At 63.8% G+C, this 14371-nt stretch carries 13 protein-coding genes and 1 tRNA gene; 4 read left to right on the top strand and 10 right to left on the bottom strand.

Annotation, left to right across the window (positions count from 1 at the left end):
- Positions 1-8 precede the first annotated feature (8 nt).
- Positions 9-455: a cyclic nucleotide-binding domain-containing protein gene (locus NOF55_RS19540; protein WP_306412793.1), complete on the top strand. Its 447-nt coding sequence runs from the start codon at positions 9-11 to the stop codon at positions 453-455.
- 11 nt (positions 456-466) lie between these two features.
- Here the strand turns inward: NOF55_RS19540 and NOF55_RS19535 are convergent, their stop codons facing one another.
- The 5 genes from NOF55_RS19535 to NOF55_RS19515 all read right to left on the bottom strand — a co-directional run bounded on the left by NOF55_RS19535 (position 467) and on the right by NOF55_RS19515 (position 6871).
- Positions 467-1270 carry an exodeoxyribonuclease III gene (locus tag NOF55_RS19535; protein ID WP_306412792.1) on the bottom strand — a complete coding sequence of 268 codons (804 nt, stop codon included), beginning with the start codon at positions 1268-1270 and terminating at the stop codon, positions 467-469.
- A 67-nt stretch (positions 1271-1337) separates the two neighbouring features.
- Positions 1338-1952 (bottom strand): outer membrane lipoprotein carrier protein LolA, encoded by a 615-nt coding sequence (locus NOF55_RS19530; protein WP_370869012.1) that lies wholly within the window; start codon positions 1950-1952, stop codon positions 1338-1340.
- Positions 1953-2251: 299 nt separating this feature from the next.
- The gene (locus tag NOF55_RS19525) at positions 2252-4918 is read right to left on the bottom strand and encodes an FtsK/SpoIIIE family DNA translocase (RefSeq protein WP_306412790.1); all 2667 of its coding nucleotides are present in this window, start codon (positions 4916-4918) and stop codon (positions 2252-2254) included.
- A 264-nt stretch (positions 4919-5182) separates the two neighbouring features.
- Positions 5183-6499 carry an ammonium transporter gene (locus NOF55_RS19520; RefSeq protein ID WP_306412789.1) on the bottom strand — a complete coding sequence of 439 codons (1317 nt, stop codon included), beginning with the start codon at positions 6497-6499 and terminating at the stop codon, positions 5183-5185.
- A 21-nt stretch (positions 6500-6520) separates the two neighbouring features.
- Positions 6521-6871, bottom strand: a complete 351-nt coding sequence (locus tag NOF55_RS19515) for a P-II family nitrogen regulator (RefSeq protein ID WP_183793001.1) — start codon at positions 6869-6871, stop codon at positions 6521-6523.
- Between the two features lie 365 nt (positions 6872-7236).
- On the opposite strand from NOF55_RS19515, the gene NOF55_RS19510 reads away from it, so the two are divergent.
- Together NOF55_RS19510 and NOF55_RS19505 are read left to right on the top strand one after the other, a co-directional pair.
- Positions 7237-8457: a ubiquinone biosynthesis hydroxylase gene (locus NOF55_RS19510; RefSeq protein WP_306412788.1), complete on the top strand. Its 1221-nt coding sequence runs from the start codon at positions 7237-7239 to the stop codon at positions 8455-8457.
- A 160-nt stretch (positions 8458-8617) separates the two neighbouring features.
- Positions 8618-9598, top strand: coding sequence for an alpha/beta hydrolase family protein (locus NOF55_RS19505; protein ID WP_306412787.1), 981 nt, complete (start codon positions 8618-8620; stop codon positions 9596-9598).
- A gap of 87 nt (positions 9599-9685) precedes the next feature.
- On the opposite strand, the gene NOF55_RS19500 is transcribed toward NOF55_RS19505, so the two are convergent.
- From NOF55_RS19500 to NOF55_RS19485, 4 genes are all read right to left on the bottom strand, one after another.
- Positions 9686-9874, bottom strand: coding sequence for a Trm112 family protein (locus tag NOF55_RS19500; RefSeq protein ID WP_306412786.1), 189 nt, complete (start codon positions 9872-9874; stop codon positions 9686-9688).
- Positions 9875-9911: 37 nt separating this feature from the next.
- Positions 9912-10586, bottom strand: a complete 675-nt coding sequence (locus NOF55_RS19495; protein ID WP_306412785.1) for an LON peptidase substrate-binding domain-containing protein — start codon at positions 10584-10586, stop codon at positions 9912-9914.
- 84 nt (positions 10587-10670) lie between these two features.
- Positions 10671-11654 (bottom strand): thioredoxin, encoded by a 984-nt coding sequence (trxA, locus tag NOF55_RS19490; RefSeq protein WP_306412784.1) that lies wholly within the window; start codon positions 11652-11654, stop codon positions 10671-10673.
- 51 nt (positions 11655-11705) lie between these two features.
- Positions 11706-12215: a prolyl-tRNA synthetase associated domain-containing protein gene (locus tag NOF55_RS19485; RefSeq protein WP_306412783.1), complete on the bottom strand. Its 510-nt coding sequence runs from the start codon at positions 12213-12215 to the stop codon at positions 11706-11708.
- 232 nt (positions 12216-12447) lie between these two features.
- On the opposite strand from NOF55_RS19485, the gene NOF55_RS19480 reads away from it, so the two are divergent.
- Positions 12448-12522: transfer RNA gene (locus NOF55_RS19480), tRNA-Gly, on the top strand.
- A gap of 216 nt (positions 12523-12738) precedes the next feature.
- Here the strand turns inward: NOF55_RS19480 and NOF55_RS19475 are convergent.
- The gene (locus NOF55_RS19475; RefSeq protein ID WP_306412782.1) at positions 12739-14328 is read right to left on the bottom strand and encodes a gamma-glutamyltransferase family protein; all 1590 of its coding nucleotides are present in this window, start codon (positions 14326-14328) and stop codon (positions 12739-12741) included.
- Between the last annotated feature and the right edge of the window lie 43 nt (positions 14329-14371).

Raw genomic sequence — 14371 nt, 5'->3', positions numbered from 1 at the left:
GCCGCGCAATGGCGCTCGCCGACGATATCAGGGTGCTTTCGCAGGCACCGGTGTTCTCCAGCCTGCCCGACGACGCCCTGCGTCTGGTCGCCTTCGGTGCGGAGAAGAAGGTTCTGTCCGGGGGGCAGGTGCTTTTCCGGGAAGGTGCGCCGGCGGAATCGGCCTATATCGTCGTTTCCGGCCGTGTCGCCATCGTGACCGGCGGCCGCGGCGAGCCGCAGGGCTTTGCCGGGCCGGGCACCCTGCTTTCCGAGTTGGCGCTGATCACGCGGGTCGAACGCAAGTTCACGGCGGTGGCGGAGGGAGACCTCGAGGTGCTGCGCATCGCACGCGCGCTGTTCCGCCGCCTGATGGAGGAATATCCGCAAGTTGCGGTAATTGCCGAAGCGCGCATTCGCGAGAACATCACCCGCCTCGCCGCCGAAGCCGGGGCGATGCAGCCCCGCTTCGGCTGAGTTCGAGGCCTTTACAGGGAAAAGTGCGCCGTGACCGGCACATGGTCGGACGGGCGGTCCCAGCCGCGGGCCTCGCGGAGCACGGTGATGTCTTCCAGATGGGGACCGAGATCGGGCGATGACCAGATATGGTCGAGGCGCCGGCCGCGGTCAGCGGCGGCCCAGTCCCTGGCGCGGTAACTCCACCACGTATAGATCTTTTCCGGTTCCGGAGTGTACTGGCGCATCAGGTCCAGCCAGCCGCCCAGGCGCATGACCTCTTTCAGGCCCTCGGTTTCCACCGGCGTGTGGCTGACGATCTTCAGAAGCTGCTTGTGCGACCAGACGTCGTTTTCCAGCGGGGCGATATTGAGATCGCCGACGAGGATCGAGGAGACGCCCGGCTCGGCGTCGGCCTTCAGGAGCTTCATCTCCTCGACGAAATCCAGCTTGTGTCCGAATTTCGGATTGATGGTGCGGTCCGGCTCGTCGCCGCCGGCGGGGACGTAGAAATTGTGGAGGCGGATGCGCCGGCCCCCATGCATGAAGACCGCCGAGATGTGGCGGGTATCGCCCACGCCGCAGTAATCGGTGCAGTAATCCTCGCTCAGCGGGATGCGCGAGACGATGGCGACGCCGTGATAACCCTTCTGGCCGTGGATGACGATGTGCGGGTAGCCGAGCGCCCTGAGCGGCGCCAGGGGGAACACGTCGTTCTGGCACTTGGTTTCCTGAAGGCAGAGAATATCCGGGCAATAGCGTGTCAGAAACTGCTCGACGATCGGCAGGCGAAGCCTCACGGAGTTGATGTTCCAGGTGGTGATCGTCAGCGCCATCCGCAAGCTCCCTGTTGTTGGACGCGGAGAGCTTTAGGACAATCGCCGGGCCGGAACAAGCGCGCGGTCAGTTCCGGCGGATGGTCGAGGGACGGCGCACGTCGTCATAGGGGATGGAGAACACCTTCTCGTCGAAATGCACGCCCGTCTTCACGTTGAAGATCATCACCGAGGTGTCCTTGCCCTGATTGTCGGTGATCGTCCATTGGCGCAGGTCGTTGGTCTTGGGGTCGAACATCAGCGTGATGGTCTGGTCGCCGAAGATCGACTTGTCGCCCATGACGATGGTGGTCAGGTCGGAGCTTTGCTGGACGTCGCGGATCATCTGGTGCTGGAGGTCGATGCGGTCCGCCAGAAGCAGGCTGAGCGGCGTTTTCGACAGTGGGTAGATGTCCCAGGTCTTCAGCTTGAGATTGCCGATGACGACGTTGGCACCATCGGCGATGACGCGGATCGGCGAGGGATCGTCGTAGTTGAAGCGCAGCTTGCCCGGCCGCTGGATGAAGAATTTTCCGCTGGTCTGGTCGCCGCGCGGCGAGAACTGCATGAACTCGCCCATCATGCTTTTCACGGAGGAGAAATGATCGGCGATCTTCTGGGCCGCCTCCGGGCTTGCCCCCTGGGCACGGGCGCGACCGGGCATGAACCCGGCCGCGGCGGCGCCGAGAATCAGGCCGAGCATGGCACGGCGGGACGTGGCGGCATCCGTAAGGCCGGCAGCGCTCATGTCATGCCCTGCTGGAAATCGCGTCTTTTCAGTCATTCCTGTCTCCTTTGCTCCTCTTGTGGAAGCAAAACGCGGCGGCTTCGTGACGGTTCAATTCGAATCCGGCTGGCGATGCTATAGCACGCAACGCTTTCCATTCGAGAGCTGGTTGCGCGAAAGTGAACACCGTTCGCAAACGGCGGGGAAATACAGTCGTGGAGCTTTTCCGCGAATCGCGAAACCGCGTTCCGCGCTTTTGCTTGAATTACTCTATTTCAGCGGTCGAGCACATCCGCCTCCGTGGGCACCAGAATCTCGCGCTTGCCGGCATGGTTGGCCGGTCCGATCAGGCCTTCCTGCTCCATGCGCTCGATCAGCGATGCGGCCCGGTTATAGCCGATGCCGAGACGGCGCTGGATGTAGGAGGTCGACGCCTTGCCGTCGCGCAGCACGATGGCGACGGCCTGGTCGTAGGGATCGTCCGAACCGCCGAGATTGCCGGTGCCGGCCGGGCCGTGGCCGTCCTCCTCGTCCTCGTCGGCGGTGACGGCCTCGAGATATTGCGGCGCGCCCTGGCTCTTCAGGTGGGCGACGATCTCTTCCACTTCCGTATCCGAGACGAAGGGGCCGTGGACGCGCTGGATACGGCCGCCGCCGGCCATGTAGAGCATGTCGCCCATGCCGAGGAGCTGTTCCGCGCCCTGCTCGCCGAGAATGGTGCGGCTGTCGATCTTCGACGTGACCTGGAAGGAGATGCGCGTCGGGAAGTTGGCCTTGATCGTGCCGGTGATGACGTCGACCGAGGGGCGCTGCGTCGCCATGATGACATGGATGCCGGCGGCGCGGGCCATCTGAGCGAGCCGCTGGACCGCACCTTCGATATCCTTGCCGGCGACCATCATCAGGTCGGCCATCTCGTCGATGATGACGACGATGTAGGGAATAGGCTCGAGGTCGAACTCCTCGGTCTCGTAGATCGCCTCGCCCGTCTGGCGGTCGAAGCCGATCTGCACCGTGCGGGTCAGGACCTCGCCCTTGGCAAGCGCCTGCTCGACGCGGCTGTTGAACCCGTCGATGTTGCGCACGCCGATCTTCGACATCTTCTTGTAGCGCTCCTCCATCTCGCGCACCGCCCATTTCAGCGCCACGACGGCCTTCTTGGGATCGGTCACGACCGGCGTCAGCAGGTGCGGAATGCCGTCGTAGATCGACAGTTCCAGCATTTTCGGGTCGATCATGATCAGGCGGCACTGGTCCGGTGTCATGCGGTAGAGCAGCGACAGGATCATGGTGTTGACGGCCACCGACTTGCCCGAGCCGGTGGTGCCGGCGACCAGAAGGTGGGGCATCTTGGCCAGATCGGCGATCACCGGCTCCCCGCCGATGGTCTTGCCGAGCGTGATCGCCAGCTTGGCCTTCGAGCCGTCGAAATCGCGGCTGGCGATGAGTTCGCGCAGGAACACGGTTTCGCGGGTCTGGTTCGGCAGCTCGATGCCGATGGCATTGCGGCCGGGGACGACCGCGACGCGGGCGGCGATGGCGCTCATCGAGCGGGCGATGTCGTCGGCAAGGCCGATGACGCGCGACGACTTAATGCCGGGAGCCGGCTCCAGCTCGTACAATGTCACGACCGGGCCGGGGCGCACGTGCAGGATCTCGCCGCGCACGCCGAAATCCTCCAGCACGCTTTCCAGCATGCGGGCATTCTGCTCCAGCGCGTCGGTCGTCAGGCTCGCATCGCGCTTCACGTTCTTCGGTTCGGAAAGGAGATGGACGGAGGGAAGCTGGAAACCGTCGGAGGGCAGAAGCTCTCCCTGCGCGTCGCGCAGGGCGCGGTGGCCTTCCTTCGGCGCAGCGGCCGGGGGAACGACGCGGGCGCGGGCGGCGGGCGCGGCCCGGTGTGCCTGCTCCTCTTCGTCGTCGATCAGGATATCCGCCGGATGGCGGGCATGGCGGGCATGGCGGTCGTCGTCGTCGAAGGGCGGATCGTCGACATCGCCGTGCGCGCCGGGCGACACCGGCGGCGGGGTCATGACGCGGCGGTTCTGCGCCGCGTCCGCGTCGAAGGACGGCTCGTCCCGGCCGGTTCTGGCGGTTTTGGCGCGGACCGGCTCGTTCAGCGTGCCGAATTCGTCGTCGTTGAAGTCGTAGGGACCGTCGAGATCCGGCTTGCGCCGGCGGAATTCGAAGCCCGTCAGGCGGCGCAGCCGGGCCTGTAGCGTGTACCAGACATGGGTGGCCGCACCCGCGACCAGCATGATGGCCGGATGGGGATCGTCATTGTCCTCTTCCATTTCGCGCAGCGAGCGGGCCTTGCCCGGGCGGCCCGCCTCGTCCCCGGCGCCGGGGATGACGGGCAGTTCCGGTTCGCGGCCGACGAGACCGGAGGCGACGAGAAGGAACCATGCGGCGGGCAGTCCCAGCGTCGTGGCGATGACGACGGCGGCCGCGCCAGAAGGATAGGCGCCGATGAAAAGTGCGGGAAAGCGCAGGATCAGGTCGCCGGTTACGCCGCCGATGCCGTTGGGAAGCGGCCAGGTGCGCGGCGCGGGCATGCAGCCCGCCGAAGCGGCGGCGAGAAGGGCGCCGATGCCCCAGGAGGCGATGCGCGTCGGCAGGCGGTCGACGCCGCGGCCGCCGACCAGCGACAGCGACCAGCCGAGCGCGGGCAGCAGGATCACGACGCCGGCAAGCCCGAAGAGCTGCATCAATCCATCGGCGAAGAAGGCCCCGCCGAGGCCGAGAATATTGGCCGGTTCATTTCCTGTCGCGTGGGAAAAGCTCGGGTCGTCGACATTCCAGGTGGCGAGCGCGGCCACGCCGAGCGCCAGCCCGATGAAGATGGCGAACCCCGTGAAAGCACGGATTTGCCGCCACAGGAATGCGGTGAAGACGAAGCGTGCGGATTGCCGCCCGATGGTCGCCATGTGACTTTTTCCCATGATGCCAGCCCTGTTCTTCGAGGATGCGGTGGACCGCGCCGCGCGCGCAACACCCGATTCCGCGTGAGACTAACCGCGCGAGGGTTAAAGGCGCATTAACCATCCGTGAAAACGCAATCTTCACCCTCGCGGCAACGGGCCGCTCGTGCCGAGCGCATAAAAAAGGCCCGAACCGTGAGGTTCGGGCCAATGTAGCCAGTTGTGAACGGGCTACGACGGGATGAATCAAGGGCGCCGGGAAGGCGGCGCCCTCGCGGCGCCGGCTTAGTGGTAAGCCGTTTCGCCGTGGGACGAGAGGTCGAGACCTTCGCGCTCGGCTTCGACGGAGACGCGCAGGCCGACGATTAGGTCGACGATCTTGAAGAGGATCGCGCTGCCGATACCGGTCCACAGCAGGGTCACGATCACGGACTTGATCTGGATCCAGACCTGGCCGCCCATCGTGATGCCGTCCTCGTAGCCGATACCGCCGAGCGAGGCGCTGGCGAAGATGCCGGTGCCGATGGCGCCGACGATGCCGCCGATGCCGTGAACACCGAAGACGTCGGCAGAGTCGTCATAGCCGAATTTGGCCTTCACGACGGCAACGAAGAAGTAGCAGAAGACGGATGCGACGGCACCGAGAACGATGGCGCCGATCGGGCCGACGGCGCCCGCTGCCGGGGTGACGGCAACCAGGCCGGCCACGACGCCGGATGCTGCGCCGAGAACCGATGCCTTGCCGCGGGCGACGCTTTCGACCACGCCCCAGGCCACGACGGCACCAGCCGTTGCGGTGAAGGTGTTGATCATCGCCAGACCGGCGACCGAGTCGGCGGCAGCGGCGGAGCCGGCGTTGAAGCCGTACCAGCCGACCCACAGCATCGAGGCGCCGATGAAGGTCAGCGGCAGCGAGTGCGGAGCCATGTTGTCCTTGCCGTAGCCCGTGCGCTTGCCGAGCATGTAGGCACCGACGAGACCTGCGACACCGGCATTGATGTGAACGACCGTGCCGCCGGCAAAGTCAAGCGCGCCCCAGTCATAGATCAGAGCGCCATCGCCGCCCCAGACCATGTGGGCCATCGGGAAGTAGATGAACGTCGCCCACAGGATGGAGAACAGCACGACGGCGGAGAACTTGATGCGTTCGGCGAAGGCGCCGACGATCAGGGCCGGGGTGATGCAGGCGAAGGTCATCTGGAACGCGATGAAGACGTATTCCGGAATGGAGCCGGACAGGCTGTCGGCGGTGACGCCGGACAGGAATACCTTGTCGAAGCCACCCACGAAGGTGTTGAAGCTGCCTTCGGTGAAGGCGAGGCTGTAGCCGTAGGTGACCCAGACGATCATGATGACGGCGGAGACCATCAAGCACTGCATCAGGATGGAAAGCACGTTCTTCGCGCGGACGAGGCCGCCGTAGAACAGGGCCAGACCCGGCAGGATCATGAACAGGACGAGGACCGTCGAGGTCAGCATCCAGGCCGTGTCGCCGGAGTTGAGCGCAGGAACCGCTTCTTCGACGTCCTGGGCAAGCGCCGGCATGGCGAGCGCGGCGGATGCCAGCGCAAGGCCGGTTGCGAGTTTCAAATTCTTAAGCATGGATACTATACCCCCTGACGCTTAAAGCGCTTCATTATCAGTTTCGCCGGTGCGGATGCGCACGGCCTGGTCGAGCGAGTAGACAAAAATCTTGCCGTCGCCGATCTGCCCCGTTTTCGCTGCCGATGCGATCGCTTCGATGGCCTTCTCGACGAGTTCGGAGGCAACCGCGATCTCGATCTTCAGTTTCGGCAGAAAGCTCACGGCATACTCCGTGCCGCGATAGATCTCTGTGTGTCCCTTCTGGCGCCCGTAACCCTTCACTTCGGTCACGGTCAGGCCCTGAATGCCGACAGCCGTCAGTGCTTCGCGCACCTCGTCCAGCTTGAACGGCTTGATAATGGCCATCACAATCTTCATCTGGTTTCCCATCCTCAATGTTTTGCTCGGCTCGGAGCCGACTCTCCTCGCCGCTGGCAAAGTCATCATCTGTGCAGCGACTGCCTATTGTGCATTCAAGGCCCGTGCCAGATTCGAGTTGATCAATAAGTTATTGAAAAGTAAAGGCTGCGGAAAAAGCATCCAGAAAAGCGGCAGATGAATCGCGGATATTAGGGCAAAATCTAGGCAAAATTTAAAAAATGCACATATTTTGGCCATTTGCCTTTTTCAGAATCAACGGACTGCGACCATTGTGACGCTTTACGCCGCGTCACACCGCTTTATATAAAGAGAGAAGGTGCGCGCCGGCGCGCCGGGCCTTTGCCGCCCGGCGGCTGCGGATGAGAGGAATGGCGATGCTGGATATTCTTGTGGCGGGCGGCGGATATGTGGGGCTTTCGGTCGCGGCGGCGATCAAGCAGGCCGCGCCCCATCTTTCCGTCGAGGTGATCGAGGCGGCGCCGGAAGATGCCTGGCGCAAGGACCCGCGCGCTTCGGCGATCATCGCCGCGGCTTCGCGCATGCTGGAGGTGCTGGGCGCCTGGGAGGCGATCGCCCCCGAGACGCAGCCGATCAACAGCATGGTCGTCACCGATTCGCAGACCGGCGATCCGGTGCGCCCGGTGTTCCTGACCTTCGATGGCGATGCGGGCGGCGGCGATGGCCGTCCCTTCGCGCACATGGTGCCCAACACCGCGATGACCGGCGCGCTGATCGATGCCTGCAACCGTTTCGGCGTCGCGCTCAGCCACGGTGTCGCTGTCAGCGCTTTCAGGACCGGTGAGGCTTCGACCGAGGTGACGCTTTCCAACGGCGAGACGCGGACCGCCCGCCTTCTGGTGGCCTGCGACGGCGTGCGGTCGAAGTTGCGCGACATGGCGGGGATCAAGTATGTGCGCTGGGATTACGGCCAGTCCGGCATCGTGACGACGGTGGAGCATGAGCGGCCGCATAACGGCGTCGCCGAGGAGCATTTTCTTCCCGCCGGGCCCTTCGCGATCCTGCCGCTCAAGGGCAACCGCTCGTCCCTGGTGTGGACGGAGGCGACGCGCGATGCCGACAGGCTGGTGGCGGGGGACGATTTCCTGTTCGAGGAAGAACTCGAGCGCCGTTTCGGCCAGAAGCTCGGCGCGCTGAAGGTGGTCGGCGACAAGCGCGCCTTTCCGCTCGGCCTGACGCTCGCCCGCGCCTTCGTCGCGCCGCGTTTCGCTCTGGTCGGCGATGCCGCCCACGGCGTTCATCCGATTTCCGGGCAGGGGCTCAATCTTGGCCTCAAGGACGTGGCCGCGCTTGCCGAAACGGTGGTGGAGGCCGACCGCCTGGGGCTCGACATCGGTTCGCTTGCCGTTCTGGAGCGCTACCAGACCTGGCGCCGGTTCGATACGTTCCGCATGGGCGTGACGACCGACGTGCTGAACAGGCTGTTCTCGAACGACATCGGCCCGGTGCGGCTGGTGCGCGATTTCGGCCTCGGCCTCGTCGACCGCATGCCGGCGCTGAAATCCTGGTTCATCGGCCAGGCCGCGGGCGTGGCTGGACCCGGCGACCCCCGGCTGCTGGCCGGCGTGCCGCTTTAGAGCCTCTTGAGCTTCAGGATTTCAACTGCTTCCGCTTTGTGATTCAAGCTCCTTGTTAAGGAGTTTGAAGATGATTCATGTCGTCCGCCTGACATTCGTACGATAAGATTTTCGACTATAATTCCTGTATTAAATTAGGAATATTCAGGGGAATCAATGCATGTGGTTTACGAGGTTCATTCTTATCGCTGCTTTTAGTTTGACGGCGTCGCTGCCTCAAGCCGCAGGTTTGAAACTTTTCGAGGTTCCGGCCGATGACAATGGCCCGGCACTGAGGGTGATTGAATGGTCGCCTTGTGTTAGTCCACCTGAAGAGATCAATCTTGGCCCTTTTCGCCTTCCGGCAGTTCGCAATTGCCCGATTTCCGGCGACAAACTGCCGCTTATTGTCATTTCGCACGGATTCGGCGGCACTTTTCTGAGCCATCACGACACGGCTGAATCGCTTGCAGACTCGGGCTTTATCGTCGTGGCCCTGAACCATCCTGATGATACAGCCTCCAACGAGACAAAAGCGCGCAATCTGTCGGCTTTGGTCAGTCGCCCGACTGACATCAAGCGCCTCATCGATTTCATGCTCGGATCTTCATCAAGTGCGGCGCAGATCGATCCGCAGCGCATCGGATTCTATGGTTTTTCCAGAGGTGGTTACACTGGGCTTGTTCTGGCCGGAGCAAACCCGGACTTCCAAGAGTTACGCTCGGTTTGCCAACACCCGACCGGGGCCGCCTGTGATCGCATTAGCCAGGCGGCGTTGCCGAAGGCTCCGCTGACCCATGACCCGCGTATCAGGGCTTTTGTTATCGCCGACCCTCTGAGCAATGTCTTCCACACAACGGATAGTTTGAAAGCCGTAATAGCTCCCGTGCAGCTTTGGAGCTCTCAACGCGGGGGTGATGGTGTCTCGCCGGAAAATCTTGCGACAGTTGCCCGCAATCTGCCCGTGAAGCCTGAACTTCATGTCGTGCCAAATTCCGGACATTTCGCCTTTCTGACGATTTGCCCTCCGGAACTGGCAAAGTCGGTGCCGGAGTTTTGCATCGATAATGCAGGCTTTGATCGCACCGTTTTCCATAAGGAGTTCAATGCGCAGGTGCTTGCGTTTTTCCGCGAAAAATTGAGCGGGGCAGATCAACCCTGATCTGTAACTGAAGCATTTCCGGTGAAAATGGGATCACCTTCAATGCTTCGTTTCTTTGTTTCGCGTCGGGAAAGGCTCCGGGCGGCGTCATTCCTCCAGCTTGCGGGCTTCCGAAATGAGCATGATCGGCACGCCGTCGCGGATCGGATAGGCGAGGCGGGCACTTTCCGACACCAGTTCGTTGTGCTCCCGGTCGAGCCGGAGACGGCCCTTGGTCAGCGGGCAGACGAGCAGGTCCAGCAGCTTCGGGTCCACCTCCGACGTCCTGCTATCCATGCTGTTCTCTCCCGTTTCTCACCGCATCGCCGGGTATTTATTGCAATGTGTTCGAGGTGTTGTTCGGCCCCCGCGCCAGAAGCATTTCCAGCATGGCGACCAGCGTGGCCGAGCGTGCCTTGAGGCTCGAGGCTTCCAGCAGCGCCTGTTTTTCGGCGGCACCGAACGGCGTCATCATGCAGAGCGAGTTGACCAGCGCGAGATTGCCCGCCCGCTCGATGCTCTCCCAGTCGGCTTCCAGCCGGTGCGAATCGAGATAGGCGCGGAACACCCGCATCAGCGCGTCGCGGTCCACCTCCGGTTCCTCGCTGTTCACGCCGAGGTCCGAGAGAAAGGGCAGGATGCGGAAGCTGCGATAGGGCGCATCGGGTTGCGTCACTTCGTCCAGCAGGCGGATGCGGCAGATGCCTGCCAGCGAGATGACATATCGCCCGTCACCCGTTTCGGAAAAGGATGTCAGGCGGCCGATGCAGCCGAGATCGCAGAGCGAAGGACCGGCATTCTCGCCGGCGGGCTCCGTCAAGGTCGGCTGGACCATGCCGATCAGCCGGTTTCCGCCGATTGCCTCGTCTATCATCGCCAGGTAGCGCGGTTCGAAGATGTTAAGCGGCAACTGGCCGCCCGGCAGAAGCAGCGCACCCGTCAGCGGAAAGACGGGAACGATGTCCGGAAAATCCTCCGGAGCGTTATAGATGACGTTACCGACCTGCATGGGCACCTCCCGATCAGGACTGCATTCCTGTTTCCACCCGGATATCTGGGGCGGGCGAGCCGTTTCGCAAGCCTTCCCCCCGCCTCATGAAAAGAGGATGGAGGACATCTTGCGCCGGGCGGCGACGGTTGCCGGGTCCTTGGGGCCCCAGGTTTCGAAGAACTGCACGAGTTCCTTGCGGCCCGCATCGTCCCCGTAGGCGCGGTCCTTGCGCATGATCAGAAGCAGATGTTCCGCCGCCTCCTCGCGCTTGCCTTCCACATTGCGGATCTTGGCCAGCTTGATGCGGGACTCGTGATCGTCGGGATCGAGCGCCAGCGCATGTTCGAGCGCGGCAGGATCGCCGAGCTTCCGCGCCTCCTCGATCTGTGCAAGCTGCTTGAGGACCGCCTGTATGCCGTCGTCCTTGGCGGTTTCTTCCGGCAGATTTCCGAGAAGGTCGCGGGCGCGCTCGTGCTGGCCGGCCTCGATCATGCAGCGGGCGATGCCGGCGATGGCGCGCGGATTTTCGGGCGCGTGCTGGAGCACCGCGCCGAAAAGCTGGCCCGCGGCGTTGATGTCGCCGGCGTCGAGCAGGGTCTGCGCCTCGTCCAGCGCCGCGTCGATCTCGGCCTGGGCGTCGTCAGCGCCACCGGGGCCGGCGAGCTTGTCGATGAACTGGCGGATTTCGCTTTCCGGGATCGCGCCCATGAAGCCGTCCACGGGACGGCCGCCGGCGAAGGCGATGACGGCGGGGATCGACTGGATGCCGAGCTGGCCTGGAATGGAGGGGTGATCGTCGATGTTGAGCTTGACGAGCTTCACCTTGCCGGCCGCTTCCCTGACAACCTTCTCGATGGCCGGGGCAAGCTGGCGGCAGGGGCCGCACCAGGGCGCCCAGAAATCGACCAGCACCGGCTGGCGCTGCGATTCCTCGATGACGTCGCGACCGAAGGCGGCGGTCGTCGTGTCCTTCACCAGATCGCCGCTCGCGGCCGGGCCTGCGCTCGCGGGCTGGCCGCCGAGATTGACGGTGCCGTGCAGGCCGCCGCCGAAGGAGCCGCTATAGGGGTTGTTCGGGCCGCTCATGAATGTCTCCCATCGTCACCGTTGCCGGTCTTCTGTTCCATAAATCGTATGTCAGTCCGCGACTTTCAAGACAAGCGGCGTGTGGCCGGTCGCCTTGAGAAAGCGAATGAGGTCGTCGCGCCCGACACTGGTCGTCGCCGTGTTGCGCAGGGGATGACCGGTGATTCGATCATAGCGCATCAGGCCTTCGTCCAGAACGAATGTCACCTGCGAGGCGATGTCGTTGATGGCCGAAAAGACCGTGACGGAGCCCGGCGTAACGCCGAGATAATGCCACATCGTTTCCGGCTTGCCGAACGAAAGGCGGCCCGAGGCGTCGAGAATGCGGTGCAGGCCCTTCAGATCGACGGTCGCATATTCCTCCGCCGTCACCACGAAATGCCTGTCCTTGCGATCCCTCAGGAAGAGGTTCTTGGTATGGGCGCCGGCAATGATGCCGCGCAGTCTTTCCGATTCGCCGACGGTGAACACAGCCTCATGTTCCGTGGTTTCGTGAGGAATGCCGAGACTGTCGAGCAGGGCGAACAGATCGCGGTCGGTCTTGAGGGGCTTGTCGGTCATTTCGGCTGATCGTCCGGGCATGTGGAGAAAGCGCCCTTTTCCATAAAGGGCTGCGGTTTCGACCGCAAGCGGAAGCCGGGATTTCCGGGGATTTGACGGATGCGGATGAAAAATGTGCGATTTTCCGTCATTTCCCTGTTGCATTTGAAAATACCTTGAGCCATATATCGCCCCGTCAGCGCGACGCGCCGACCTGAGGCCCAGCGATCTACCCCGGGCCTTGGATTGTTGAGCGGGTGTAGCTCAGGGGTAGAGCACAACCTTGCCAAGGTTGGGGTCGAGGGTTCAAATCCCTTCGCCCGCTCCAGTTTCCAAAAGATGACGTAAGCCTCGGTTTTTCCGGGGCTTTTTTGTTGTTCGGCGCGGTTGGGATCGTGAAAACCCGAGGGCTGTCGAGGGCACGGGGGTGCGACGTTCCCGCTCGTCCGGGACGCCCGGTCAGGAATGGGCCGCGCTCTCCGGCACAGGCGGGAGCGCGGCTTTGGGTGCAGGGTTCGGGTCCCGGATCGGCGTGGTTTCGGGGTCAGAATCCGAGGGCCGAGCCGTCCTTGCGGCTGTCCGATCCGCCGTGCAGAAGGCCGTTTTCGCGGTCGATGCGGATCGCCTGGCTGCCGCCCATCGGGGACGTCACGACCTTGAGTGTATGGCCGCGCGCAGCAAGATCGGCCTTGGCAGCCTCGCCGACCGTCGGTTCGATTTCCAGAATGCCGTTGAAGGCGAAGCTGCGCGGCGCATCCATCGCTTCCTGGAGATCGAGGACCCGGTCGAGCACGCCGGAAATGAAGGCGGCGTGGCCGGCCGCCTGATAGTGTCCCCCCATGACGCCGAAGGGCATGACGGCCTGGCCCGCGCGGCACAGCATGCCCGGAATGATCGTGTGCATGGGCCGCTTGTTCGGGGCGATGGCGTTCGGATGCCCTTCGACGAGGCGGAAGGACGAGCCGCGGCTGTGGAGCAGCACGCCCGTTTCCGGTTCGAGGCGGGTCGAGCCGAAGCCGTGGAAGATGGAGTTGATGAAGGAAAGCGCGTTGCCGTCGGCGTCGACGACGCTGAGGTAGATCGTGTCGCGGTGTTCCGGCTCGTTCCACAGGGCCGGGGCGGCGACCCGCTTCATGTCGATGCGGGCGCGCAGCGTGTCGATGACCTTGTCCGACAGCAGTTCTTCCGCCACGCCGGGGCAGGAGGCCGGGTCGGCGATCAGCGCATCGCGGTGATGATAGGCGATCTTGGTCGCCTCGGCATGCAGATGAATACGGTCAGCCTCGGAAACGGCCGGCGAAAGATCGAAGCCGGCGAGGATGCGCAGGATCATCAGTGCGGCGAGCCCCTGGCCGTTCGGCGGGCATTCGAAAACGTCATATCCCTCGCCATAGGGTGCGGAAATCGGCGTCACCCATTCGGCGCCGTCAAGGCCGGCGTAAAAATCCTCTTCCGTGTGCAGGCCGCCCAGCTTTTTCAGATGCGACGCCATGAGGGCGGCATTCCCGCCGGCGTAGAAGGCCGCGGCCCCCTTGGCGGCGATGGCCCGCAGCGTGCGGCCGAGCGCCGGATGGGACCGTTTTTCGCCTGCCGCCGGGGCCTTGCCGCCCGGAAGATACTGGCGCGCGGCAAAGTCGTCCGTCGCGATGATCGAGGCATTGCCCTGCCAGTCCTGGGCGACGCGCGGGGTGATCGGGAAACCGTTTTCCGCATAGGAGATCGCGCGGCGGAAGAGCCGGTCGAGCGGCAGGGTGCCGTGGTCGGCATGCAGACGGCACCAGGCGGAAATCGCGCCGGGAACGGTCACGGAATGCGGGCTCGTCTGGGTCAGTTCCGTCACGCCGAGCGCCTTCAGCGCCGCGACGCTGGCGCCCGCCGGTGCGCGGCCGGAGCCGTTCAGCGCCTTCACGCCGCCGCCGGCAGGGGCATAAAGCGCGAAACAATCGCCGCCGATGCCGGTCATGAGCGGATCGACGACGCTCTGGACCGCAACCGCGGCAATGGCGGCGTCGACGGCCTTGCCGCCTTCGGAAAGGATTTCCAGACCCGCCGCCGTGGAAAGCGGATGCGAGGTCGCGATCATGGCTTCGCTCGCGAGCGTGGTCGGGCGCCGCCCGGAAAAGAAATCAAACATCGGCTTCGTAGTCCTTCATGCGAAACGGCTCCGGAGCATATCC

This window comes from Ectorhizobium quercum (assembly GCF_026552795.1).
Taxonomy (GTDB): domain Bacteria; phylum Pseudomonadota; class Alphaproteobacteria; order Rhizobiales; family Rhizobiaceae; genus Ectorhizobium; species Ectorhizobium quercum.
The sequence above is the reverse complement of the archived record's forward strand: the minus strand, read 5'-3'. Positions and strand labels throughout refer to the sequence as shown.

What these genes read in the sequence shown, in the direction of transcription:
- NOF55_RS19475 (WP_306412782.1), bottom strand. Translation starts at nt 14,328, where the DNA reads ATGTTTGATTTCTTTTCCGGGCGGCGCCCGACCACGCTCGCGAGCGAA.
- NOF55_RS19525 (WP_306412790.1), bottom strand. Translation starts at nt 4,918, where the DNA reads ATGGGAAAAAGTCACATGGCGACCATCGGGCGGCAATCCGCACGCTTC.
- trxA (WP_306412784.1), bottom strand. Translation starts at nt 11,654, where the DNA reads ATGAGCGGCCCGAACAACCCCTATAGCGGCTCCTTCGGCGGCGGCCTG.
- NOF55_RS19510 (WP_306412788.1), top strand. Translation starts at nt 7,237, where the DNA reads ATGCTGGATATTCTTGTGGCGGGCGGCGGATATGTGGGGCTTTCGGTC.
- NOF55_RS19520 (WP_306412789.1), bottom strand. Translation starts at nt 6,499, where the DNA reads ATGCTTAAGAATTTGAAACTCGCAACCGGCCTTGCGCTGGCATCCGCC.
- NOF55_RS19540 (WP_306412793.1), top strand. Translation starts at nt 9, where the DNA reads ATGGCGCTCGCCGACGATATCAGGGTGCTTTCGCAGGCACCGGTGTTC.
- NOF55_RS19500 (WP_306412786.1), bottom strand. Translation starts at nt 9,874, where the DNA reads ATGGATAGCAGGACGTCGGAGGTGGACCCGAAGCTGCTGGACCTGCTC.
- NOF55_RS19515 (WP_183793001.1), bottom strand. Translation starts at nt 6,871, where the DNA reads ATGGGAAACCAGATGAAGATTGTGATGGCCATTATCAAGCCGTTCAAG.
- NOF55_RS19495 (WP_306412785.1), bottom strand. Translation starts at nt 10,586, where the DNA reads ATGCAGGTCGGTAACGTCATCTATAACGCTCCGGAGGATTTTCCGGAC.
- NOF55_RS19535 (WP_306412792.1), bottom strand. Translation starts at nt 1,270, where the DNA reads ATGGCGCTGACGATCACCACCTGGAACATCAACTCCGTGAGGCTTCGC.
- NOF55_RS19485 (WP_306412783.1), bottom strand. Translation starts at nt 12,215, where the DNA reads ATGACCGACAAGCCCCTCAAGACCGACCGCGATCTGTTCGCCCTGCTC.
- NOF55_RS19505 (WP_306412787.1), top strand. Translation starts at nt 8,618, where the DNA reads ATGTGGTTTACGAGGTTCATTCTTATCGCTGCTTTTAGTTTGACGGCG.
- NOF55_RS19530 (WP_370869012.1), bottom strand. Translation starts at nt 1,952, where the DNA reads ATGCTCGGCCTGATTCTCGGCGCCGCCGCGGCCGGGTTCATGCCCGGT.